Below are 23230 nucleotides of genomic sequence, written 5' to 3' on the forward strand. Positions count from 1 at the left end.
CGGTGAGTGCGGCTCGTACCTGCGCGCACGGGCATGGTGAACAGGCGTGCGCGACGTTGCGCAGGGGAGGAGAGGGGGTGCTCGAAGAATCCGGTGGCGCTGGTGCTCAGCTCGCCGGACAGATGGCGCTGGACATGCGGCCGAGATCGACGTGGCGCCGACTCACCAAGGCGATTCCAGTTCCAGACATGACGGAAGCGTGGCACGGCAATCCGGACACCGTCCACCATCGTCCATCATCCGGACGCCCTTGTCCCGGATCGCGAGACAAGGGTGGTCATCGTCACATGCTTTCGGGGTTTGCGCGTCCTCGCAGGTCAGGCCGGGTACGCCCCCGGCCAGGGACCGGGGGTGGCCACTTCTCGCTCCTCCTCCACCGTGGTGTCGAAGAGGTGGAAGCCGCGCCGCTGGTAGTTGGCCAGCGCATGCGCACCGTCCTTGCTGCACGTGTGCAGCCACACCCGCTTGGTCGGCGCGCATCCCGGGTGACGTTCGGCCAGGTCCCATGCGCGGGCGGTGCCGTACGACAGCAGATGGCCGCCGATCCGCCGGCCCCGGAAGGCGGGCAGCAGCCCGAAGTAGACGATCTCCACGGCCCCCTCGTCCTGCGCCTCCAACTCCACGTAGCCGGCCGGCGTGCCCCGCTCGTACGCGACCCAGGTCTCCACGCCGGGCCGGTCCAGGTGCTCCCGCCAGCGGGCGTACGGCCACGGCAGCCGGTCGGTCCAGCGGATGTCGCCGCCGACCGAGGCGTACAGGAAACGGCTGAACTCGGGCGAGGGCACCTCGGCCCGGACGACGCGGACGTCGCCCTCGGGGGCCTCGGCGGGCAGCAGATCGGAGGGGGAGGTCTGCTCCAGGGACCAGGTGGTCACGGCGATGTTGCTCATGCGGCCAGACAACCACGGGGGCGTGGCCCGCTCCAAGGGCGGTCCGGCAGGGGAGACGGCCGGTGGGGGCGGGTGCGCTTCCTGTGCGAGCGGCGGCCGTCAGTCCAGCGAGTCGTCGACCGACGACAGCGGCACCGCGTACAGCACGCGCTCCGGGATCGGCGTGCCCTCCCAGCCGTTGTCCGCGTCGGCCGCCCACTCCGTGAGCGTCCACAGTTCGCCGGTCTCCTGCCAGTACGACAGCGACTCGGTGTGCTGCCCCCAGCAGGCCTTCGTCCGGTCGGCCGTGCAGAGGGCGGCGTCGGCACCGGAGTCCGACTGCCGCCACAGCGTGCCGTGCTTCCCGCGTGCGCCGGGGGCCTGGCCGACGTACCAGTCCGGCTCGCTCGCCCCGTCCGGCTTGTGCGAGAGCACGCCCTGGACGCCGACCGCCTTGGTCTCGTACGCCTCGTCCGCGCCCGCGTCGCCGTTCGCGTCGGTGCCGAGCAGTCCGGTGCGGGTGCTCTGCGTACTGAAGTAGTAGCGCCAGAGCCGGGCGGGCTGGGTGCCGCCGGAGCTGAACCACTCGTTCGCCACCAGGCTGTCCGGGCTGGAGGTGCGGTCCAGCGAGACGGAGGCGAGGCACGGCACGTGGTCGTCGTCGGACGCGTCGCACGCGCCGCCGGTCAGGTTGTAGGAACCGATGGCGGGCAGCACGTACTGGTAGCCGTGGGCCGAGAAGCCGCCGCTCACCTTGCCGACCGCGCTGCTGTTGACGTCCGCCCGGAGGATCCGGTGCATGTCGAAGACGAACAGCGCGTTGTCGTGGTCGGCGCCGTTCTTCGCGGTGACGATCAGCTTGTCCTGGTACCAGACCATGCCGCCGAGGTGCGAGCGGACGGCGCCGAAGTCGGTGCCGCCGGAGAGCGGGGCGACGAGCAGGACCCAGCGGTACTTGAGGTGCGCGGGGTCGTTGGCGTCGATGAACGCGACCCGGGCGAGCCCCCGGTCGTCGGCGGGCTCGCCCGCCTTGTGGTCGTTGTGCGTCCAGCCGGCGAGCACCACCCGGTCCTCGCCCCACTTGCCGTCGTCGTCCGCGTCACCGGAGGTGGTGACGGACTGCGGGAGCCACTTCTGCGTCGTGGCGTCCCCCGCGTCCCAGCAGTACGCGCGGGTCGCCTCGGGTTCGACGGGCAGCGCGGCGCGTTCCGTACCGTCGCAGTCGGCCTTGTTCCGCATCGGGTGGTTGGCGCTCTGGAGCACGCCGTGCACGCCGACGTTGCCGCCCATCGCCTTGGTGAGCGTGTCCAGGCTGCTCTGCTTCACCAGGTTCTCGTGCAGTTGGAGCTTGCCGCGCTCGGCGGAGGAGGTGAGCGGGGTCAGCGGGCCGGGGTCGTCGTCGCCGGCCGCCTGCGAGGTGCTGATGAGGGTCGCCGCGGCGGTCAGGGCCAGCGCGGTGCCGGCCAGGGTGGCGCGCAGCGCGCGCCCTCGCCTCTTGCGGCGGTGTCTGCCGTGTGCCATCGCTGCCCTCCCGGGACCGTCAACCGTGCGATACGGCCCTCTCGTTGGCCGTGGCGCGAGTGGTGGTCCGGGAAGGATGCTACGGCAGTGGGCCTCGCGGCCCCCGGTCAACGGCAGAATTGAAGGGAGTTCCCTCGCGGAGCGGTACGGAGGTTTGTTCTTCGGTCGCGGGAGGGGGAGGGGTGTTCTGTCGTACGGCGGGTGCGAGTCGTGTGTGGCTGGTCGCGCAGTTCCCCGCGCCCCTGAAAAGCAGGGGGCACCCCAGGTCTTTCAGGGGCGCGGGGCTGTGTCACTGTGCGGCTCCGCCGCGTGGGCGCGACAAGCCACGACGCACCCGCACTCGCCCCACAACAGGACCCCCCGAGCTCTCCCGCGCCCTCCAAAAAATCAACACGCCCCCGGGGCCGGCAGGCCCGACCCCCGCGCTCGCGCGACCCCCGGCGCCGTGGACGGGGGCAGCAACTGCCCCCGGTCCGCCGGGAACCGAACCTCCACCTCCGCGTCCTCGTGCAGCCGGTAGGGCCGGTGCGCCAGCAGCGAGCCCAGATACCGGCGCATCCGGGACAGCTCCGCACGGACGGTCACCGTGCGGCGCGGGTCGCCGAACAGGTCCGCCGCCAGCGCGGACGCCGTCCGCCCCGCCCGGTCCAACGCCAGCAGACACAGCAACTCCGCGTGCCGCAGACTCAAGTCCTGCGTCCACGCGCCGGCTTCGCCGGACACCGTCACCGTCCAGTGGCGGGGCCCGGACACGTCCAGGACCATCCGGAGCGCCGCCCGCGCCCCCGCGGGCCGCTCCTGCGGACGCAGCAGCCAGCCGCCCGGCAGCGGCTCCACCGTGCAGGGCCCGAGCCCCGGCACGGTCCCGCGCCCGGCGCTCAGCGACACGGGCAGCGCCACCCGCGGGGTGTACGGCACCGACGTCACCGCCGCCGTCCAGCCGTCCCGGTCCACCGCGAGCGCCCTGCTGCCGTCCATCCGGGCCAGCAGCGGCGCCGCCACCGCGCGCAGCCGCTCCAGCGAGGTCAGATGCAGCTCGCGCAGCCGGGCCTCGGCGAGCCGGGCCACCGAGTCGACCCAGGCCAGCGTGGTCGGATGCATCGCCTCCAGCGGACCGCTGACGTTGACGATGCCCAGCAGCCGGCCGTCGCGCGGATCGCTGATCGGCGCCCCGGCGCACGTCCACGGCAGCAGCGAGCGTACGAAGTGCTCACCGGAGAACACCTGCACGGGACGCCGTACCACCAGCGGGGTGCCGACCCCGCTGGTGGCGACGGTCTTCTCGCTCCAGTCCGCGCCGACCTCCAGACCCATGCCGTCCGCCCGGCGCAGCACTCGCGCGCTGCCCTCGCGCCACAGCACCCGGCCCTCGTCGTCGGCGACGACCATGATGTGGTGCGCGGCGTCCGCGACCGGCAGCAGCGTCTCGCGCAGCACCGGCACCACGTGCCGCAGCGGGGACGCCTGCCGGCGCCGCTCGATCTCGTCCCGGCCGAGGAGCGCGAACCGCGGCTCGCGGTCCGGGTCGAAACCGCTGCGCAGCATGCGGCTCCAGGACTCCTCGATCACCGCGCGCGGCGCCATGCCCGCCCGCCGGGACCCGAGCGCGGCGGTGCGCACCTCGCCGAGCAACTGTGCCGCCTGCACGGGGTCCTGGGCGGCGAGCCGCGTCACGTCCAGCACAGTGTGGGCCAACTCGGTCCTCCCGGGGGCCCGTCCGCGCGGTGCACGGGCCCGTCGACTGTTCGCTTCCGTACCGCTCTGCTTGCGGATCCATATTGCCGGTTCCCCGGTGACACAGGGGCACGCCACGGCCACGCAGGGCTGCGGCTTGCAACCTCATGCAACCCTGGCGAACAGCCGTACGGTGGTTGAAACTTGTTCAAGCCGTTCCGGTGGCGCCCCCGAGGCGCCGCCGGTGGGGCCGCACCGCGGGGGTGGTGCCGTGTCGGCGCAGCACCACCCCCGCGACGTACGCCTTCGGCGCAGCGGCCCTCAGCCCACCGGGCGCGCCCGCTCCACCACCGACGCCAGGTCGAGCGTGTGCGGCAGGGTGCCGAACGCCGCGCCCCAGTCGCCGCCCAGCCGCGAGGCGCAGAACGCGTCGGCCACCGCGGGCGGCGCGTACCGCACGAGCAGCGAACCCTGGAGCACCAGCGCCATGCGCTCCACCAGGCGGCGGGCGCGGCCCTCGGCGCCGTCCAGGTCGGCGAGTTCGGTGAGCAGGTTCTTCACCGCGCCGTCGAGGCGGTGGTCCGCGCCCCGGGTGGTGCCGACCTCGCGCAGGAACGCGTCGATCGCCTGCGGCTCGCGCCCGAGCGCCCGCAGCGCGTCCAGCGCCTGGACGTTCCCGGCGCCCTCCCAGATCGAGTTCAGCGGCGACTCGCGCAGCAGCCGGGGCATCCCCGACTCCTCCACGTACCCGTTGCCGCCCAGGCACTCGGAGGCCTCCGCCACCAGCGGCGTGCACCGCTTGGTCACCCAGTACTTGGCGGCCGGCACCGCCAGGCGCAGCAGCGCCCGCTCCTGCTCGCCCCCGTCGTCGTAGGCCGCCGCGAGCCGCAGCCCGAGCGCGGTCGCGGCCTCGGACTCCAGCGCCAGGTCGGCCAGGACGTTCCGCATCAGCGCCTTGTCGACAAGGAGACTTCCGAATGCCTCGCGGTGCCAGGCGTGGTGCACGGCCTGCGCCACCGCCTGCCGCATCAGCGCGGCCGCCCCGAGCACGCAGTCGAGCCGGGTCGCGGCGACCATCTCGATGATGGTCCGCACCCCGCGCCCCTCCTCGCCGACCCGGCGCGCCCACGTCCCGTCGAACTCGACCTCGCCGGAGGCGTTCGACCGGTTGCCGAGCTTGTCCTTGAGCCGCTGGATCCGGAACACGTTGCGCGTGCCGTCCGCCAGCACCCGCGGCACCAGGAAGCAGGTCAGCCCACCCGGCGCCTGCGCCAGCACCAGGAAGCCGTCCGACATCGGCGCCGAGCAGAACCACTTGTGGCCGCGCAGCTCGTACGTGCCGTCCTCGGCCAGCGGCCGGGCCCCGGTGGTGTTGGCCCGTACGTCGCTGCCGCCCTGCTTCTCCGTCATCCCCATGCCGAAGAGCACGCCGGCCTTCTGCGCCGCCGGGCGCAGCTCACGGTCGTAGATCATCGACGTCAGCCGCGGTTCCCACTCGGCCGCCAGCGCCGGGTCGGTGCGCAGCGCGGGCACCGCCGCGTGCGTCATCGACAGCGGGCAGCCGTTGCCCGCCTCCACCTGCGTCCACACCACGAAGGCCGCCGCCCGCCGCACATGCCCGGCCGGCCGTGTCCAGGCCGCCGTCAGCCCCGCCGAGACGCCCTTGCCGAGCAGCCGGTGCCAGGAGGGGTGGAAGTCGACCTCGTCGAGGCGGTTGCCGTAGCGGTCGTGCGTGCGCAGTGCCGGCGGGTTCTCGTTGGCCAGCACCCCCCATTCCTGCACCTGCGCGGACCCTGCCGTCCGTCCGAGGCCCACCAGCTCCTCGGTGACCTCCCCGAGGCGCTCCGGGGCCACATGCCGCTCGACGGCTTCCACGAGGGCCCGGTCGGCGGAGAAGACGTCGTACCCGACCAGGGGCGGGGCCTGGTTGGTCACCGTGTGCGTGCTGGCTGCCATGCCAGGAACCTACCCTTCGGTACGGGGTTGGTCACCCGCTTCCGGGCGCCCGGGCGAAGAGCCGGGGCGACCAGGGGATGAGGGCAGGGTCGAACGGCCGATACCTTTGGTCCGTGCAGCCAGCAAGTGAATCCCCCGACACGCCACCCGGCCGCTTCCACCGGGCGCGTGCCCTGTACCGGAATGTCTCCAAACGCCGGACCGCCTGGCTGCTCCTGAAGGACACCGTCAACTCCTGCATGGAGTACCGCATCCTCGGCCTCGCGGCGGAGGCGGCGTTCTTCACGCTGCTCTCCGTGCCGCCGCTGCTGCTGAGCCTGATCGGACTGCTCGGCTACGTCGACGCCTGGACCGGCACCGACACCATCAGCAGCCTCGAGAACAACATCCTCGACGCCTCCCGCACGGTCCTGTCCGACAAGGGCGTCACCGAGGTCGCCGAGCCGCTGCTGCACGACGTGATGAAGGGCGGCCGCCCCGACATCATCTCCATAGGCTTCCTGTTCGCCCTGTGGTCCGGCTCCCGCGCGGTGAACGTCTTCATCGACACCATCACCGTGATGTACGGCCTCGACGGCACCCGCGGCATCGTCAAGACCCGGCTGCTGGCGTTCGGCCTGTTCATCGTCGCCCTGCTGATCGGCTCCGTCGCGCTGCCGCTGACGGTGGCCGGGCCGGACGCGGTGGTCAACGTGGTGCCGTGGTCCACGACGGTCGTCCAGATCCTGTACTGGCCGGTCGTCGTCGTCCTCTCCATCGTCTTCCTCACCACGCTCTACCAGGTCTCGGTGCCGGTGCGCTCGCCCTGGGTGGAGGACGTGCCCGGCGCGCTCGTCGCCCTCGCGATGTGGGTGCTCGGCAGCTTCCTGCTGCGCATCTACCTCACCAGCACCGTCGAGGGCCCCACGATCTACGGCTCGCTGGCCGCGCCCGTCGCCGTGCTGCTGTGGATCGGCGTCTCGGCGTTCGCGGTCCTGGTGGGCGCGGCCGTCAACGCGGCGATCGACCGGGTGTGGCCGGCCGCCGCGACCGCCGCCGCCCGCGAGGCCAACGAGCGGCTCCGCCGCGAACAGGCCGCGGAGTACGTCGCCCGTACGGCCGCCCTGTGCGACGACGACCCGGACGACCCGGACATGCCCTCCGAGTTCCCCGAACGCTGGTCACGCTTCCTGCCCCCGGAGGACGTCACCTCCCGCCTGCGCGCCCACGTCCGCAGCTACCACCACGGCGGCGGCAAGCCGTCCGACCCGGGGCCGGGGCAGAGGCCCTAGCCTGGCGGTATGTACGCGGAACGGGCGTCGCGGCTGCCGGGGGCGGTTCTCTGGCGCCGGCGCATGGAGCGGCCGGACCCCGCCCGGTGGGAGCGGCCCGTCCTGCCCGACGGCTGCATGGACCTGCTGTGGACCGACGGCCGGCTGCTGGTCGCCGGCCCCGACACACGCGCGTACGTCCCCGAGGCCGCGCCCGCGCGCTGGGCGGGCCTCCGCCTCCCGCCCGGCACGGCCCCCACGCTGCTCGGCGTCCCCGCGCACGAGCTGCGCGACCGCCGGGTCGCCCTCGCCGACCTGTGGCCCGCGGCGCGGGTCCGACGGCTGACGGCCCGGATCGACGCGGCACCGGACCCGGCCGCCGCACTGGAGTCGCTCGCGCTGGACCGGGCGGCGGAGTCGGCCCCGCCGGACCCCCTGCTGACGCGGGTGGTCGCGTCCCTGAACGCGGGCCACTCGGTGACCGCGACCGCGGACGCCCTCGGCGTGGGCGCCCGCCAACTGCACCGACGGTCGCGCACGGCCTTCGGTTACGGCCCGAAGACCCTGTCCCGGGTCCTGCGCCTGCAACGGGCGCTGGCAGTGGCGGGGGAGGGCGCGTCGTACGCGGAGGTGGCGGCCCGCTCCGGCTACGCGGACCAGGCCCACCTGACACGCGAGGTACGGGCCCTGACGGGGTCGACCCCGGGCCGGCTCTTCCCGCCCACGTGAGCGCGCGGTCCCCGCGCACGCCTGTGGGGAGGGCGATGTCAGTGGTGGGCGGTACTGTCCCTCGCACCGACTGGGGAGGGCTGATGGCGGCCAAGTGGAGCTTGACGATCGACTGTGCGCACCCGGCGAAACTGGCGGCGTTCTGGGCGCTGGCGCTGGGCTATGCGGAGAAGCCCCCGCCCACGGGGTTCGGAAGCTGGGAGGAGTGGTTCGCCCATCACGACGTCCCGGAGGAGGAGTGGGACGACGGGGCGTACCTCTCGGATCCGGACGGTGTGGGCCCCACCATCTCCTTCCTGAAGGTGCCGGAACCGAAGGTGGCGAAGAACAGACTGCACCTCGATGTGCAGGTCGGCGGCGGCCGTGAGACCCCGTGGGAGGTGCGCCGGCCGCGCGTGGCCGAGGCGGTGGAGCGGCTGACCGCCGCGGGCGCGACCGTGATCCGCGAGGACGAGTGGCAGGGCAGACCGGACCACGTGGTGATGGCGGACCCGGAGGGCAACGAGTTCTGTCTGCTCTGACGGGCCCGGCCACACCGACCGGGGCTCCTCACGACCCCGCGTAGAGATCCACCGCGTTGCCGTCCGGGTCGTGGACGATCGCGTAGCGCTGGCCCCAGACCGCGTCCCACGGCTTCAGTTCGCCGTGGTGGCCGGCGGCCACCAGGGAGTCGTACAGGGCGTCCACCTCGGCCGGCGTCTCGCAGCGCAGGGCCAGCGAGACGCGGCTCCCGGCCGTGGAAGACGGCGGGCGCCGGCCGGGGTGGAAGGAGCGGACCACCTCCTCCGTATCCAGCAGCAGCCGCATTCCGCCGGGCACCGTCGCCTCCGCGTGCGGTTGCCGTTCGCTGCCCTCGGGGAAGTCGAAGCCCAGGCGGCGGTAGAAGGCGAGGGAGGCGGCCATGTCGGAGACGACCAGGCCGACCGCGTCGAATCGTGGAGTCATGCCGCCACCGTAGGCGTCACCGCCACCCCCGGTCTTGAAGGAAACGGACACACCCTAGGCTGCCCACCCATGGCCCCGCGACTGCTCGTGTACACCCGCACCACCGCCTACCGGCACGACTCCATCCCGGACGCCGTCGCCGCGCTGCGCACCCTCGACCCGGACGGTCTCGCCGTGGACGCCACCGAGAACCCCGCCGCCCTGGAAGCCGACCTCACCCCGTACGCGGCGGTCGTCTTCCTCTCCACCAGCGGCGACGTCCTCACCGACGCCGGCCGCGCCCGCCTCACCGCGTACGTCGAGGGCGGCGGCGGCTTCGCCGGGGTGCACGCGGCGACCTGCACCGAGTACGGGTGGCCGTACTTCGGCGAGCTGCTCGGCGCCCGCTTCACCCGGCACCCCGCCTACCAGCCCGGCCGTGTCGTCGTCGAGGACCGCGCCCACCCCGCCACCGCCCACCTCCCGGCGACCTGGCAGTTCACCGACGAGTGGTACGACTTCGACACCAACCCCCGCGCCACCGCGCACATCCTGCTCCGCGCCGACGAGTCCTCGTACGACGGCGGCGGCATGGGCGCCGACCACCCGCTCGCCTGGTACCGCGCGCAGGGCGCCGGCCGGGTCTTCTACACCGCCCTCGGCCACGCCTCACCCGCCTACGCCGACCCCGCCTTCCGCGCCCACCTCCTCGGCGGACTGCGCTGGGCGGCCGGCCTCGCTCACCCCTCCGGCCCTGCTCACCCCTCCGGGGCGTGAGTCACCCGGATCTTGGACTGGCCGTGCGGCAACCGCTCCCAGTCGTCCATGAACCGGGCCTCCAGCCCGTACTTGGCGGCCAGTGCCACCAGCGTCTCCGTGCGGTAGTAGAAGTCCTCGTGCAGCACGTGGTGCTCCTCGCCCTCGGTCCGGTCGAAGGTGAAGTCGAACCAGCCGCCCGGCTTGAGCACCCGGCCCACGTGCGCCAGGCACTCCTCGATCACCGGCAGCGGCGAGTGGGAGAAGACGCTGTGCGCGTGGACGATGTCGAAGTGCGCGTCGGGCAGGAACGCCAGCGTCAGATCGCGGACCGGGGTCAGCGTGGGGAGTCGCTGCTGCAACCCCATCTCGACGAGCGTGCCCTGTGCGGCGGCGAGGATGTCGGGGGAGATGTCCAGGCCGTAGTAGTGCCCGGGCTCCAGATGCCGGATGAACCGCCAGCCGGCGCGCAGATTGCCGCAGCCGATCTCCAGCATCCGGTGCTCGGGGCGCAGCCCGTGCCCGACCAGGTAGTCGAACTGCATCGCGCCCAGCGCCAGCCACCGCTCCCGGGTCCGGCTCCCGACCGCCGCGTCCGGGCTCACCTGCGTGTCGGAACGCATCACGGCCCGGTAGTAGTCGACGTGGTCCGGGTACTTGCGGCGCAGCCACATGTCCCGGGTGACGCGCACCAGATGCCGCGGCACCCGCGCCGGGTGCCGTACGGCGTAGCCCACACGGTGTCCGAAGCTCGCTCGGTTGACGGTGACGTTCCTGGCCGGCACGGGGTCTCCTCGGTCGTTGTCCGGTCGCTGTCTGCCCTGCCAGCCTGGTGCCGCCGACCGCCCGCGCCCGTCGGCCGACCGGATCGGTCTCCGCGACGGTCCGGCGGACACCGGTGTCAACCGATCGGTTGATGCGCACGCCCGTACGGCCCGATAGACACGAACCAACGGGGCGCGGAGAAACGGAGATCCGGGGGAACGATGGAAAAGCTGCACGCGGCCGAGCGCACCGACCCCGACGCGCGCTGGCTCACCGCCGTTCTGCACATCGCGTTCTGCGCTCTCCTGTGCTCCTCCTTCGTCCGCTTCCTCACCCACGACCAGGGCGGCGGCCCCCAGCGCGCCTGGACGGTGGCGCTGTTCGTGACCTTCCCGCTCCTCTACACCGCCGGCCGGCTGTTCGCCCCCACGTCCCCACCCGGCACCCTGCCCACCGCACGGCACCTCGTGTGGCTGGCGGCCGTCACCGCGAACTGGGTCGTACTCCTCGTCCAGGCGCCGAGCGCCACCTGGTGTGCGATGCCCCTGCTCTTCACCGGCCTGCACGCACTGCCCCCACGCCTCGCCGTGCCGCTCGTGGCGCTGCTCACCGCGATGGTCGTCGTCTCGGAGATACGGTTCTCGCACGGCACGCTCAACCCCAACATGGTCGTCGCCCCGCCCGCCATCGCCGCGGTCGCCACCGCCGTCCTCGTCCACCTCCAGCGGCAGGCGGCCCGCCAGCGGCTCCTCATCGACGACCTGGTCCGCACCCGGCGCGACCTCGCGGCCACCGAACGGCGGGCCGGTGTCCTGGCCGAGCGGCAGCGGTTGTCCGCCGAGATCCACGACACGCTCGCCCAGGGCCTGTCCAGCCAGCGGATGCTGCTCCAGGCCGCCGAGCGCGTGTGGCGGACGGACCCCGCGGCGGCCCAGGACCATCTGCGCGAGGCCACCGGCATCACCGCCCGCAACCTCGCCGAGGCGCGGCACCTGGTCCAGGACCTCGGCCCCGCCGACCTCACCGACGACACGCTCCCCGGAGCGCTCCGCGCCCTCACCGCGCGCGAGAGCCGGCCCGGTCTGACCGTGGAGTTCCGCCTCGACGGCACCCCCGGCCCCCTCCCGGACCGCGTCGAGGCGACGCTGCTGCGCATCGCGCAGGGCGCGCTGGCCAACGTGCGCGAGCACGCGGCGGCGACCCGGGCCGCGCTCACGCTCACCTGCCTGGACGACCGGATCGCGCTCGACGTCGCGGACAACGGCCGCGGCTTCGACCCGGCGGCCCGGCCGCACCCCGCCTCCGGCCGCGGCCACGGACTGCCCGCCATGCGGATCAGGGCCCGGCAGGCCGGGGGCACGCTCACCGTGGAGTCGGCCCCGGGCGAGGGCACCGTCGTCACCGCCACCACCCCGCTGACCACCGAGGAGCCCGCCCCATGACCTCCGTACGACTGCTGCTGTGCGACGACCACGCGGTGGTCCGGGCCGGGCTGCGGGCGCTGCTGTCCAGCGCCGACGGGATCGAGGTGGTCGGGGAGGCGGGCAGCGGCGAGGAGGCGCTCGCGCTCGCCGCGCGGCTGCGGCCTGACGTCGTGCTGATGGACCTCCAGCTCGGCGACGGCATCGACGGCGTGACGGCGACGCGCGAGCTGACGTCGGAGGCGGCGGCGCCGCGGGTCCTCGTCCTCACCATGTTCGACACGGACGCCGACATCACGCGGGCCGTCGAGGCGGGGGCCACGGGGTACCTCCTCAAGGCCGAGCGGCCGGAGGAGCTGTTCGCCGCGATCCGGGACGCGGCGGCCGGGCGTACGGCGCTGTCGGCGCCGGTCGCCGACCGGCTCCTTGCGCGGCTGCGGGACCCGCGGCCCTCGCTGTCGGAGCGCGAGCGGGAGATCCTCCAGCAGCTGTCGGGGGGTCTGGGGAACCGGGAGATCGCGCGGGCGCTGTTCATCAGTGAGGCGACGGTGAAGACGCATCTGCAGCGGATCTACGGCAAGTTGGGGGTGGAGACGCGGGCGGGGGCGGTGGCGGTGGCGAAGGAGCGGCGGTTGGTGCGGTAGCGGGTTCCGCCTCCGCCGTCCCGCATCCGGCGCAAAATACGATGTGCGGCACACGCACCAGAACCGCATCACCCGCCCGCCCCGCCCCCGGCAGGAAGGACGCGCGCATGGCCCCCTCCGAACCCCCTGCCGACCACCACGGCCCGGGGTCGCCGGATCCCGTCGTCCGCACACCCCGCGGCCGCGTCCGCGGCCGCTACGAACAGGGCGTCGCCGTCTTCCGCGGCATCCCCTTCGCCGCCCCGCCCTTCGGCCCGCGCCGCTTCCGGCCCCCCGTGCCGCCCGAGCCGTGGGACGGCGTCCGGGACGCCGGTGCCTACGGGCCGACCCCGCCCAAGCCGCCGTACTCGGAGGCGTTCGCCCGCTTCCTCGCGGACCCGGTGGTCGCCGGCGACGACTGCCTCAACCTCAACGTATGGACGCCGGAGCCGGGCCGCGGGGCCCGGCTCCCGGTCATGGTGTGGATCCACGGCGGCGCGCTGACCCGCGGTTCCTCCGCCGTCCCCGTCTACGACGGCACGGCGTTCGCCCGCGACGGCGTCGTCCTCGTCTCCTTCAACTACCGCCTGGGAGTGGAGGGTTACGGCCTCTTCCCGGACGCGCCGCCCAACCTCGGCCTGCACGACCAGCTCGCCGCGCTCGAATGGGTGCGGGCGTCCGTCGAGGAGTTCGGCGGCGACCCGGACCGGGTGACGGTGTTCGGCGAGTCGGCGGGCGCCATCAGCATCGGCGCGCTGCTGGCCGCGCCGCGCGCCCGGGGGCTGTTCCGGCGGGCGGTGCTGCAGAGCGGGCCGCCGGAGGCGACGGACCGGGGCAAGGTGCGGAAGCTGGTGCGGCGGATGGCCGCGCGGCTCGACGTCCCCGCCACGGCCGCCGCCTTCGCGGACGTGGACCGCACCCGGCTGGCCGAGGCGCAGGCGGAGGCCGGCCGCATGGCAGGACCCATCCTCGGCGGCCCCGCGTTCGGCATCGTCGTCGACGGCGACCTCGTGCCCCGCGACCCGCTCGCCGCGCTGGTGGACGGCGCCGCCCGGGACGTACCGCTGCTGATGGGGTGGACCAGCGAGGAGTACCGGCTGTGGATCGCGCCGACGGGGCTGGTCGAGCGCATCGACCGCCTCGGCCCGCTCGCCGTGGCGCTGGCGATGGCACGCTGCCACTGCGGCCCCGAGGTGATCCGCGGCTACCGGGCCGCGCATCCGACGGCCACGACGTCGGAACTGATCGGCCAGATGGTGACCGACCACCTCCTGCGGGTCCCCCTGCACCGCCTGGCGGACGCGCGCACCCCCGGGTCCGCCCCCACCCACGTCTACGAGTTCGCCTGGCGCTCCCACATCCCCGGCCTGGGCGCCTGTCACGCCCTGGAACTCGGCTTCGTCTTCGACGCGGCGGACGTACCGGAGGCGGAACGGCTCGCCGGCCCGGACGCGCCCCGGGAACTGGCGCGGGAGATGCACGCCGCGTGGGTGCGGTTCGCGGTGGACGGCGACCCCGGCTGGCCGGCCTGGGACGCGTCCCACCCCGTCCGTGTCTTCGGCACGCCCGGACCCCCCGTCGCCCACGGCCCCCGCGACCTGGAAATGGCCCTCTGGCAGTCCCAGACCACCCGCCCCGACCCCCACCGCACCCCCCGGAGAACCACCCGCCCACCCCTACGCGTCACGGCCCCCCTGTCAGCGGTCCGCCGCTTCCGCCGCACGTGACGGGGGCCGCGAACCGCCGGCGGCAGACGCCGGACCACACGGAGGTCAGGAGATGAGCGAGTCGTTCCCGCCGATCGAGCCCTACGAGACGGGCATGCTCGATGTCGGCGAGGGCAACCTCGTGTACTGGGAGGTCTGCGGCAATCCGGACGGCAAGCCGGCCGTGGTCGTCCATGGCGGGCCCGGCTCGGGGTGCGGCGTCGGCGCACGCCGGCACTTCGACCCGGACAGGTACCGCATCGTGCTGTTCGACCAGCGCGGCTGCGGGCGCAGCCGTCCGCACGCGAGCGACCCCGCCACCGACATGCGGCACAACACCACCCGGCACCTGATCGCCGACATGGAGCGGCTGCGCGCACACCTGGGCATCGAGAACTGGTTGCTGTACGGCGGCTCGTGGGGCTCCACGCTGATCCTGGCCTACGCCGAGACACACCCGGAGCGGGTGTCGGAGATCGTCGTCTCCGCCGTCACCACCACCCGGCGCTCCGAGATCGACTGGCTCTACCGCGGCGTCGGCCGGTTCTTCCCCGAGCAGTGGGAGCGCTTCCTCGCGGGCGCCCCCGGCACACCGCGCGACGGCGACGTCGTCGCGGCCTACGCGCGCCTGATGGAACACCCGGACGCCGCGGTACGCGAGAAGGCCACGGCCGACTGGTGTGCGTGGGAGGACACGGTCCTGTCCGGGGAGACGAAGGGCGCCGCCCACCCCTACGGTGACCGGCCGCCGGCCGCGCGACTGGCCCTGGTGCGCATCTGCTCGCACTACTTCTCCCACGGCGCGTGGCTGGAGGAGGGCGTCCTGCTGCGCGAGGCCCACCGGCTGGCCGGCATCCCTGGCGTGCTGGTGCACGGCCGGCTCGACATGGGCGGCCCGCTCGACACCGCCTGGGAACTGGCCCGTGCGTGGCCCGACGCGGAGCTGATCGTCGTCGAGGAGGCGGGCCACCTGGGCAGCGACACCACACGCGGCCATGTGCGCGCGGCCCTCGACCGCTTCGCTCACCGGGGCGGGGCGCGGTGAGCCGTCCACCGGCTCCCTTCACGCACCCGCACCCTCCAGCACCTCCGCGACCCCCCGCACCCCCGCCGGGCCCACGCGGCAGCAGCCGCCGATGAGGCGGGCGCCCGCGTGGTGCCAGCGCTGTACCGCTTCGGGGGTGAAGGTGGTGGGGCCGGTCCAGGTGTGGGTGGCAGGCCTCCAGGTCTCGCCGCTGTTGGGGTAGGCCACCGCCGGCTTGCCGGTCACCCTTGTCGCGGTCGTCACCGCGTGTTCCACGTCCGTGGGGGCGCAGCAGTTGACGCCCACCGCGATGATCTCGTCCGCCTCGGCGGCCAGGGCGAACGCCTCCTCCAGGGGTTGTCCGGCGCGGGTGCGGTCGCCGTCGATCGTGTACGACAGCCAGGCGGGGACGTCCAGGCCCCGTACCGCGCGGAGCAGGGCCCGGGCCTCGTCCGTGTCGGGGACCGTTTCCAGGGCGAGGACGTCGGGGCGGGCGGCGGCCAGGGTTTCGAGGCGGGGGCGGTGGAAGGCCTCCAGTTCGGCCACCGAGAGGCCGTAGCGGCCGCGGTACTCGGAGCCGTCCGCGAGCATCGCTCCGTACGGGCCGGCCGATGCCGCCACCCACAGGGGGCGCGACGCCCCCCGTGCGCGGGCCCGGTGCGCGGCGGTCCGCGCCAACTGAACGCTCAGCGTCAGCAGTTCGGTCGTACGGGCGCGGTCGAAGCCGTACCGTGCGAAGCCCTCGTACGTCGCCTGGTAGCTCGCCGTGATCGCCACGCTCGCGCCCGCCTCGAAGTAGGCCAGGTGGGCGTCGGCGATCGCTTCCGGCGCCTCGGCCAGGAGCCGTGCCGACCACAAAGCGTCGCCGAGATCGTGCCCGGCCGCCTCCAGCTGGTTGGACAGGCCGCCGTCCAGGACGACGACCGAGCCGGCCGGCGCCTCGGCGAGCGAAGGACGCCGTGTCTCGCTGCTCATACGGTTCATTACACCCCAACACCCCGCATACGTTCGGCGCCCGCCGGAGCCAATATCGATCTCCCTCTACAACCAGCGGCGTCACAGCACGCATACTTCTGTTCACCGGGCAACCCGGTACACAGGGCTGGTGCGTTCACGTGTTCGTGACGCAGCATCTGATACCGCGTCCGGCAGCGGAGGGGCCCGGGCCCGTGCGACGAGCCCGTACGCCGTCCCCTCCCCATGAACCCTGGGGCGTCCCGACCGGAACCGGGGCGCCCCAGGCCCCGCCTCACCGGCCGCCCGAGTCGGCGGCCTCGGCCCGCCCGCCGGCCACCGCCGTCTCCCTGGGCCAGTGCTCCAGCGCCACGTGCAGCGCGTCCACCGCCTTGTCCCAGGAGGCCCGTACGTCACGCGGATCGGCGAAGCCGCCCGCCGCCTCCAGCGCGCAGTACCCGTGGAAGGTGGCACGCAACAGCCGTACGGCATCGGTGAGATCGGGCTCGTCGAGACCGTACGCCCTGAGCATCCCGTACGTGATCTCGGCGGTGCGCCGCATCGCGGGGGAGTCGGGGACGACCTCCGGGTCGATCCGGATCTGCATCGCCGCGTACCGCCCCGGATACCGCAGCGCGTACTCCCGGTAGGCGCCGGCGAACGCCGCCAGTGCCTCGCGCCCGGCCCGCCCGGCCACGGCGTCGGCGATCTCGTCGATCATCTCGCCCCCGGCGAACAGCGCGAGTCGCGTCCGCAGCTCCCGCAGGCCGCGCACGTGCGCGTACAGACTGGCGTCCTTCACCCCGAACCGCCGCGCGAGCGCGGACAGCGTGACCTCCTCGAAGCCCACCTCGTCGGCGAGCTCGGCGGCGGCCACGACCAGCCGCTCGACACTGACCCCGGCACGCGCCACGAACACCCTTCCCACGACGGACGACGATGAGGGCCTCGAGGTTATCGCCCGGAGGAGGGCGCGGCCCCGGCCTCACCCGCCCAGGACCGACTCCACGAACGCGTTGCGGAACGTGCCGTCCGGGTCCAGCTCCGCCGCCAGCGCGGCGAAGTCGGCGAGCCGCGGGTAGAGCGCGCGCAGGGCCGCCGGCCCGGTGGTGAAGACCTTGCCCCAGTGCGGGCGGGCGTCGAACGGCTCCAGGGCCGCCTCAAGCCGGCGCACCACCGGCAGCACCAGGGCCGTGTCCTCCACCCACGTGAAGTGGAAGGCGACCGAGTCACGGCCGTACGCCGGGCCGAGCCACTGGGGGTCGGCGGCGATCGTGCGGACCTCGCAGGTCTGCAGGACCGGGGCGAGCGTGTCCCGGATCGCGTCCAGGGCGTGCAGTCCCGCCGTCGCGTGCTCCCGGGGCAGCAGGTACTCCGACTGGAGCTCCGCCCCGCTGCTCGGCACGAACTCCGCGCGGAAGTGCGGCAGCCGCTCGTGCCAGGGGCCCGGCACGCCGAACTGCTCGGTGCAGTTGAGCGCCGGCATGCCCGGCACCGGATGCATCTTCTCGGTCGCCGGGGCCGCCCACGGGAACTCCACCGGCGCCTGGTCCGTGCGCCGCTTCAGCCACACCTGACGGAACCCCGGCGCCTGCCAGTCGGTGAACAGGCTCACGCTGTACGCCGACGCCGCCACCGTCTCGTAGTCAAGTCCCGCCAGCGGCAGCTCGGTGAAGACGTGCTGCGCCACCTCGTACGCCGGCTCCAGGTCGAGCGTGAGCGCGGTCACCACGCCGAGGGCGCCGAGCGAGGTCACCGCCCCGTCGAAGCGCGGGTCGCCCCGGCCGATGACGACCGTCGAGCCGTCCGCCGTGACCAGCTCGACCTCCCGCACCGCCGCGGCGAGCGGCCCGTTGGCCACGCCCGAGCCGTGCGTTCCCGTGGCCACCGAACCCGCCACCGAGATGTGCGGCAGCGACGCCATGTTCGGCAGCGCCAGCCCGTGCGCGTGCACCACCCGCGCCAGCTCCGCGTACCGCACCCCGCCCCCGACCCGTACCGTACGGGCCGCCGTGTCCACCGCCACCTCGGACGGCAGCGCGTCCAGCGACAGCAGGACACCGTCCGCGCCGGGCTCGGCGATCTCGTTGAACGAGTGCCCGCTGCCCAGCACCCGCAGCCGCGCGCTGCCCGCGACGACGGCCCGCAGCGCGTCGAGCGTGCCCGGCCGGTGCAGCTCCTTGGCCGCGTACGTGATGTTTCCGGCCCAGTTGGTGACCGTGTCCCTCGTCACTGTGGTTCCTCCGGGAAAGTCCCTGCGGCGCTGGTCGCCGCCGTACGCACCTTCTCACCCGCCCCCGGCGCGCGGGGACCCGGTACCGGCACCGGGCGAGCGGGGGCATACCGTGAGGAGAGGAACGTCCGACCAGGGAGGAGACAACGGATGGGCAGCCGCACCGCGCTGGTCGAGGATCTGCTGGAACGGTTCGCGCACGTGCCGCGCGAGGCCGTCTTCAAGGAGGATCTGCTCAGGGGCGGGGTCGCCTTCGACGCCTCCGCGCTCAGCGACAACGAGAGCGGGGACGTCAAACCGAAGTCGTACTTCATCTTCTCCTTCGACCACGGCACCCTCCCCGAGCTGGGCGAGGCCGCGCTGCGCCGCCCGCCGGAGGAGATCATCCTCACCGGCGGCCCCTACGACCTGCGCCGCACCGTCGTCTCGGTACGGGTGAACCCCTCCTCGCCGTACCGGGTCGCCGCCGGCGAGGACGGCATGCTCGGGCTGTACCTCGACGGGAAGCGGATCGCCGACGTGGGCGTGCCGCCCATGCCGGAGTACTACCGGCACACCCTCTCCAACGGGAAATCGGTCATGGAGGTGGCCCCCACCATCCAGTGGGGCTATCTGATCTACCTCACCGTCTTCCGCGTCTGCCAGTACTTCGGCGCCAAGGAGGAGTGCCAGTACTGCGACATCAACCACAACTGGCGCCAGCACAAGGCGGCCGGCCGCCCCTACACCGGGGTCAAGGACGTCGAGGAGGTGCTGGAGGCGCTGGAGATCATCGACAAGTACGACACCGCCAAGGCCTCCACCGCCTACACCCTCACCGGCGGCGCCATCACCAAGACCGTCTCGGGCCGCGACGAGGCCGACTTCTACGGCCACTACGCCAAGGCCATCGAGGAGCGCTTCCCCGGCCGCTGGATCGGCAAGGTCGTCGCCCAGGCACTGCCCAAGCCGGACGTGCAGCGGTTCAAGGACTACGGCGTCCAGATCTATCACCCCAACTTCGAGGTGTGGGACGAGTACCTGTTCAAGATGTACTGCCCCGGCAAGGAGCGGTACGTCGGCCGTGACGAGTGGCACCGGCGGATCCTCGACTCCGCCGACGTCTTCGGCGCGCGCAACGTGATCCCGAACTTCGTGGCGGGCGTGGAGATGGCCGAGCCGTTCGGCTTCAAGACGGTCGACGAGGCCATCGCGTCCACCACCGAAGGCCTGCGCTTCTTCATGTCGCACGGCATCACGCCCCGGTTCACCACGTGGTGCCCCGAGCCGACGACCCCGCTCGGCAAGGCCAACCCGAACGGCGCGCCGCTGGAGTACCACATCCGGCTCCTCCAGGCGTACCGGCAGACGATGGAGGACTTCGGGCTCTCCTCGCCTCCGGGGTACGGGCCGCCCGGGCCGGGCAACGCGGTCTTCTCCGTCAGCTCGTTCATGGACAGCCTGCCGGCGGAGCGGACGGCGGAGGTCTGAGGCTGTTCCGACCTCGGCCCCGGCCCCGGCCCCGGCCCCGGTCCCGGTTTTTCCGGGGCCGGGGCCGAGGTGCGTCGTCAGCCGGTGATCACCTCGTTCTTCGCGAGGCTCTTCGTCCGCGTGGTCAGCGTGGACCTGAGCGACGACGCCGTCTTCGCGACCCCGTCGGCGTCCGCGCCGGCGGCCTTCGCCTGCGTCACCAGGGTGGCGAGGGCGTCGGTGGCGTAGCCGGAGCCGAAGAACTGCCGGTACAGCTTCTTGTACGCCGCGTGGTAGACGGAGTCGAAGGCGTCGGTGTCCAGGAAGCGCTCCTTGAGGATGTTGCCGCCCATGCCGCCTGCCATGCCGCCGCCCTTGTCGATCTGGCCGGTGTCGTTCTGGCCGGCGCCGGGGGGCTGGGCCGTGCCGTCCGGCGCCTCCGACGGGGCCCCGGAGGGCATCGCGCCCCCGGCAGCACCCCTGGCCATACCGCCCCCGCCGCCCATACTGGTGCTCTCGTCGGGGCCGGTGGTGGCGGTGCCGCTGAACGTGAGGTTGAAGTCCCAGCCCAGTACCGAGAACTTCCTGCTCGCCAGGTCGTACCAGAGCACGTAGTTGTTGCCCGGCCCGGCCATGTCGTCGAAGTTCAGCAGCAGGTTCTGCGTGGCGACGTACTCCGCGAACGACTCGACGTCGACGTACTCGTCGAGATCCTCGGCGAACTCCTTGTCCGAGGCCTGGTTGACCCACTTCAAGAGTCTCATCACTGGGGACAGGTCCTGGCTGCCCTCCATGTTGAGCTGCTTGAACGACGTCTCGTAGTCGGTCGGGTCGTCCCCGACGTAGTCGAAGCTCCCGCCCGCGCGTGCCTTGTAGGCCACGCCCTTGGTGCCGATCTCCGTGTCGACGTAGTCCTTGCTCGGGTTCTCCACCATCAGCCGGGTCACGGCGGGGCGGTTGTTGACCTTGAGCGTGCCGAAGGCGTACGACTCCGCCGTCTGCCCCGACCTCTTCATCAGGGAGAGGGACAGGGCCTCGTTGAGCGGCAGGGCGTCGTCCACGCCGGGGCGCAGCGAGATCTCCCGCTGTCCGTCGTAGGCGCGGCCCTCGACGTACTCGTCGATGCTGATGAGCCAGGGCAGTTCCTCGGGCTTGGCGGCGGAGAGGTCGAACTGGGCCATGCCGCCGCCTTGGCCGCCTGCCATGCCGCCTCCGTCTTCGGCGGGGGCCTGTTGGTCACCGTCTTCGGCGGGCGCCTGCCGGCCACCGGTTCCGCCCTGTTGGCCCTCGGCACCGCCCTGTTGGCCCTCGGCACCGCGCTGCGGGAAGCCGCCCGGGCCGTTCCCCTTCCGCTGGCCGTTGCCGCTCCCGCTGCGCAGGCTCTGCAGTGTGGAGTTGCCCTTGAGGCGGATACCGACGTCGTTCAGGTAGACGCCGTCGATGGTGAGGTCGGCCTCGATGTACTCCTTCTCGCCGTCCTTCTGGAACTTGCTCATCATGTCGTCGAAGTCGGTCTGGTCGTAGGCGAGTTGGATCGAATGCGGCTGCGAGGCGTCGAACAGGCCGACCGTGCCGGTGACGTCGTCCGTGATCTCGTCGGCGTCGGCCGTGGACGCGCTGGTGACGAACGGGGTGATCCGCGCGTCGCCGAGGAAGACCAGCAGACAGGTCAGCCCGACGGCCAGGAACGCGGCCGGTTTCCAGTGGTGGCGCAGCCGCAGCGGGATGCGGTGCACCAGCCGCCTGCGGGGGGCCGCCATCAGAGGTCCGTCTGGTCGTAACCGGTCAGTACGGTCACGCGCTGGCCCATGGTCCGCTCGCGCAGGGCGGCGACCAGCTCACCGGGCTCGTGGCCCTTCTTGATGCGGACGGTGTAGAACATCTCGGTCAGCGTGCCGCCGCGGATCGACTCGGTGCTGACCAGCTCGAACTCGTCGGTGTGGCGCAGCAGGACGTCCTGGACGGCGTGCGTGTGGTCCTCGCCCGCCGGGAGCTGGACCTTGACGACCTGGCGCTGGACGTTGAGGGCGAACCAGTTGAACCGGCTCATCGCCCAGATGATGACCGCGATCACCACGCCGCCCACGGCGGCCAGGGTGTAGAAGCGGGCACCGCAGGCCATGCCGATGGCCATGACCAGGAAGATGAAGCCGACGTCCCGGGTCTCCTTGACCGCGTTGCGGAACCGGACCACGGACAGCGCGCCCACCAGGGAGAAGGCGCGGGCCAGGTTGGAGCCGACGACCAGCATGATCAGGGCGACGACCATGCCCACGATGACGAGGGTCTGCACGTAGGACTGGCTGTACGAGACGTTTTTGTGGGTGGCCCGGTACACGTAACCGATCAACGTGGAGAGCACGAAGGACAGGGCCATGGCGAGCACGATGTCGGTGACGCTGAACGTGCCGCTCAGGTCCTGGAGGTCGAGGTTCACGGGCGCAGTGCCTCCGTGGTGAGGGGGGTGGTGGGGGTGTTGGTGGTGCTGGGGGTGGACGCGGTGCGTGGGGTGGGGACGGGCATCGGTGTCGACGCGGGCGCCGGCGGAAGGTCCTCCTCGCGGACGTGGAACACCGACCGGGGCGCCATGCCGAACGCCTCGACGCTCTGCACGTACTTGGAGACCCGGATCAGGTTGAGGTTGCGCCGGGCGGCCAGATCGGTGATCCAGTAGGGGGCGCGCTCGTTGACCTTGATCTCCATCACGGACATGTGCGGCGGGATGGTGAACCGGTTCTCGGGGTTCGGGGTCCCGAAGTGGAAGTCCCGGTCCCGGCCCCGGATACGCCGGTCGAAGGTGACCCGCAGGCCCACGTCCTGGTCGCGTCCGACGAGGGCCTCGCGCTGGTAGCCGGTGAGGGCGGTCGGTTGGAGGTTCAGCCGTACGACGAGTTCGAGGACCTCCTCGACGAACGCCCGCTCGTCCGGGGAGTGTTCGATCATCTCGCGGTCGTCGCAGAGCCGCCGGGCGGTGGCGTACGGCACGGTGATGCGCCGCTTCTGGGTGACGCGGTTGACGCGCTGCTTGATCTCGACGCAGACGGGGAAGTCGTCGCCGACGCCGTCGAGGCCGCCGTAGTGCCGGATGCGAAGCTTGCGGCGGAACTTCAGCCCCTCGATCTTCTCCCAGTAGAAGCGGAGCCCGGGGGTGTCGTAGTAGAGGCTCCAGACCCCGTAGCCGCCGACGGGGCTGTGCAGGTCACGGTCCATGCGCTCGCCCAGTTCGTCGCGGATGCGGGCGGCCTGGTCGACCGGGACGAGGTACTTGAGTTCGTAGCGGTTGAACGCGTGGAGTCCGCCGGTCATGTGGTCCCTTCAGGTGGTCGGCCTTCCCGCAGTAAGAAACAGGTAAGACATGAGAGACGGGTGAAGGAAT

22 protein-coding genes are annotated in these 23230 nt (G+C 72.8%); 9 read left to right on the plus strand and 13 right to left on the minus strand.

Annotated features, from left to right (window positions below):
- Positions 1 to 106: 106 nt before the first annotated feature.
- The 5 genes from OIE12_RS26275 to OIE12_RS26295 form a co-directional block, all read right to left on the minus strand.
- Positions 107 to 190, minus strand: a complete 84-nt coding sequence (locus tag OIE12_RS26275) for a putative leader peptide (RefSeq protein ID WP_309486338.1) — start codon at positions 188 to 190, stop codon at positions 107 to 109.
- Between the two features lie 127 nt (positions 191 to 317).
- A complete protein-coding gene (locus OIE12_RS26280; RefSeq protein WP_329139381.1) occupies positions 318 to 890 on the minus strand; it encodes a GNAT family N-acetyltransferase in 573 nt (190 codons plus the stop codon).
- A gap of 99 nt (positions 891 to 989) precedes the next feature.
- Entirely contained in the window at positions 990 to 2390 is a 1401-nt protein-coding gene (locus OIE12_RS26285) for a hypothetical protein (protein WP_329139383.1), read from the minus strand.
- A gap of 387 nt (positions 2391 to 2777) precedes the next feature.
- A complete protein-coding gene (locus OIE12_RS26290; protein WP_329139385.1) occupies positions 2778 to 4085 on the minus strand; it encodes a GAF domain-containing protein in 1308 nt (435 codons plus the stop codon).
- A 300-nt stretch (positions 4086 to 4385) separates the two neighbouring features.
- Positions 4386 to 6020, minus strand: coding sequence for an acyl-CoA dehydrogenase family protein (locus OIE12_RS26295; protein WP_329139387.1), 1635 nt, complete (start codon positions 6018 to 6020; stop codon positions 4386 to 4388).
- A gap of 113 nt (positions 6021 to 6133) precedes the next feature.
- Between OIE12_RS26295 and OIE12_RS26300 the strand changes: the two genes are divergently transcribed.
- From OIE12_RS26300 to OIE12_RS26310, 3 genes are all read left to right on the plus strand, one after another.
- Positions 6134 to 7291: a YihY/virulence factor BrkB family protein gene (locus OIE12_RS26300; protein WP_329139389.1), complete on the plus strand. Its 1158-nt coding sequence runs from the start codon at positions 6134 to 6136 to the stop codon at positions 7289 to 7291.
- 9 nt (positions 7292 to 7300) lie between these two features.
- Complete coding sequence (locus tag OIE12_RS26305; RefSeq protein ID WP_329139391.1) at positions 7301 to 7999, plus strand: helix-turn-helix domain-containing protein; 699 nt, start codon at positions 7301 to 7303, stop codon at positions 7997 to 7999.
- Positions 8000 to 8082: 83 nt separating this feature from the next.
- Positions 8083 to 8520, plus strand: a complete 438-nt coding sequence (locus OIE12_RS26310; RefSeq protein WP_329139393.1) for a VOC family protein — start codon at positions 8083 to 8085, stop codon at positions 8518 to 8520.
- Between the two features lie 28 nt (positions 8521 to 8548).
- Here the strand turns inward: OIE12_RS26310 and OIE12_RS26315 are convergent, their stop codons facing one another.
- Positions 8549 to 8944 carry a VOC family protein gene (locus OIE12_RS26315; protein ID WP_329139395.1) on the minus strand — a complete coding sequence of 132 codons (396 nt, stop codon included), beginning with the start codon at positions 8942 to 8944 and terminating at the stop codon, positions 8549 to 8551.
- A 69-nt stretch (positions 8945 to 9013) separates the two neighbouring features.
- Between OIE12_RS26315 and OIE12_RS26320 the strand changes: the two genes are divergently transcribed.
- The gene (locus OIE12_RS26320) at positions 9014 to 9700 is read left to right on the plus strand and encodes a ThuA domain-containing protein (RefSeq protein WP_329139396.1); all 687 of its coding nucleotides are present in this window, start codon (positions 9014 to 9016) and stop codon (positions 9698 to 9700) included.
- Here OIE12_RS26320 and OIE12_RS26325 read toward each other — a convergent pair.
- Positions 9682 to 10464 (minus strand): class I SAM-dependent methyltransferase, encoded by a 783-nt coding sequence (locus tag OIE12_RS26325; RefSeq protein WP_329139398.1) that lies wholly within the window; start codon positions 10462 to 10464, stop codon positions 9682 to 9684. The two genes, OIE12_RS26320 and OIE12_RS26325, sit on opposite strands and share 19 nt — an antisense overlap.
- A 201-nt stretch (positions 10465 to 10665) precedes the next feature.
- On the opposite strand from OIE12_RS26325, the gene OIE12_RS26330 reads away from it, so the two are divergent.
- The 4 genes from OIE12_RS26330 (at position 10666) to pip (ending at position 15239) form a co-directional block, all read left to right on the plus strand.
- Positions 10666 to 11886, plus strand: coding sequence for a sensor histidine kinase (locus OIE12_RS26330; protein ID WP_329139400.1), 1221 nt, complete (start codon positions 10666 to 10668; stop codon positions 11884 to 11886).
- Positions 11883 to 12509 carry a response regulator transcription factor gene (locus OIE12_RS26335; protein WP_329139402.1) on the plus strand — a complete coding sequence of 209 codons (627 nt, stop codon included), beginning with the start codon at positions 11883 to 11885 and terminating at the stop codon, positions 12507 to 12509. The genes OIE12_RS26330 and OIE12_RS26335 overlap by 4 nt, the downstream gene beginning before the upstream one ends.
- Before the next feature lie 107 nt (positions 12510 to 12616).
- Positions 12617 to 14215, plus strand: coding sequence for a carboxylesterase/lipase family protein (locus OIE12_RS26340; protein ID WP_329139403.1), 1599 nt, complete (start codon positions 12617 to 12619; stop codon positions 14213 to 14215).
- 52 nt (positions 14216 to 14267) lie between these two features.
- The gene (pip, locus tag OIE12_RS26345) at positions 14268 to 15239 is read left to right on the plus strand and encodes a prolyl aminopeptidase (protein ID WP_329139405.1); all 972 of its coding nucleotides are present in this window, start codon (positions 14268 to 14270) and stop codon (positions 15237 to 15239) included.
- A gap of 18 nt (positions 15240 to 15257) precedes the next feature.
- Here pip and mmuM read toward each other — a convergent pair whose 3' ends face one another.
- From mmuM to OIE12_RS26360, 3 genes are all read right to left on the minus strand, one after another.
- Positions 15258 to 16193, minus strand: a complete 936-nt coding sequence (mmuM, locus tag OIE12_RS26350; RefSeq protein ID WP_329139407.1) for a homocysteine S-methyltransferase — start codon at positions 16191 to 16193, stop codon at positions 15258 to 15260.
- A 274-nt stretch (positions 16194 to 16467) separates the two neighbouring features.
- On the minus strand, positions 16468 to 17085 hold the full coding sequence (locus tag OIE12_RS26355; RefSeq protein WP_329142228.1) for a TetR/AcrR family transcriptional regulator: 618 nt from the start codon (positions 17083 to 17085) through the stop codon (positions 16468 to 16470).
- 72 nt (positions 17086 to 17157) lie between these two features.
- A complete protein-coding gene (locus OIE12_RS26360) occupies positions 17158 to 18405 on the minus strand; it encodes an FAD-binding protein (protein ID WP_329139409.1) in 1248 nt (415 codons plus the stop codon).
- Positions 18406 to 18555: 150 nt separating this feature from the next.
- Between OIE12_RS26360 and OIE12_RS26365 the strand changes: the two genes are divergently transcribed.
- Positions 18556 to 19875 (plus strand): radical SAM protein, encoded by a 1320-nt coding sequence (locus OIE12_RS26365; RefSeq protein ID WP_329139411.1) that lies wholly within the window; start codon positions 18556 to 18558, stop codon positions 19873 to 19875.
- A gap of 77 nt (positions 19876 to 19952) precedes the next feature.
- Here OIE12_RS26365 and OIE12_RS26370 read toward each other — a convergent pair whose 3' ends face one another.
- The 3 genes from OIE12_RS26370 to OIE12_RS26380 are packed head-to-tail and all read right to left on the minus strand — an operon-like array spanning position 19953 to position 23160.
- Positions 19953 to 21614, minus strand: a complete 1662-nt coding sequence (locus tag OIE12_RS26370; protein WP_329139414.1) for a CotH kinase family protein — start codon at positions 21612 to 21614, stop codon at positions 19953 to 19955.
- Positions 21614 to 22291, minus strand: a complete 678-nt coding sequence (locus OIE12_RS26375) for a DUF4956 domain-containing protein (protein ID WP_329139415.1) — start codon at positions 22289 to 22291, stop codon at positions 21614 to 21616. The genes OIE12_RS26370 and OIE12_RS26375 overlap by 1 nt, the downstream gene beginning before the upstream one ends.
- Positions 22288 to 23160, minus strand: coding sequence for a polyphosphate polymerase domain-containing protein (locus tag OIE12_RS26380; RefSeq protein WP_329139418.1), 873 nt, complete (start codon positions 23158 to 23160; stop codon positions 22288 to 22290). Before OIE12_RS26380 ends, OIE12_RS26375 begins: the two co-directional genes overlap by 4 nt.
- Positions 23161 to 23230 lie beyond the last annotated feature (70 nt).

This window comes from Streptomyces sp. NBC_00670, from assembly GCF_036226765.1.
Taxonomy (GTDB): domain Bacteria; phylum Actinomycetota; class Actinomycetes; order Streptomycetales; family Streptomycetaceae; genus Streptomyces.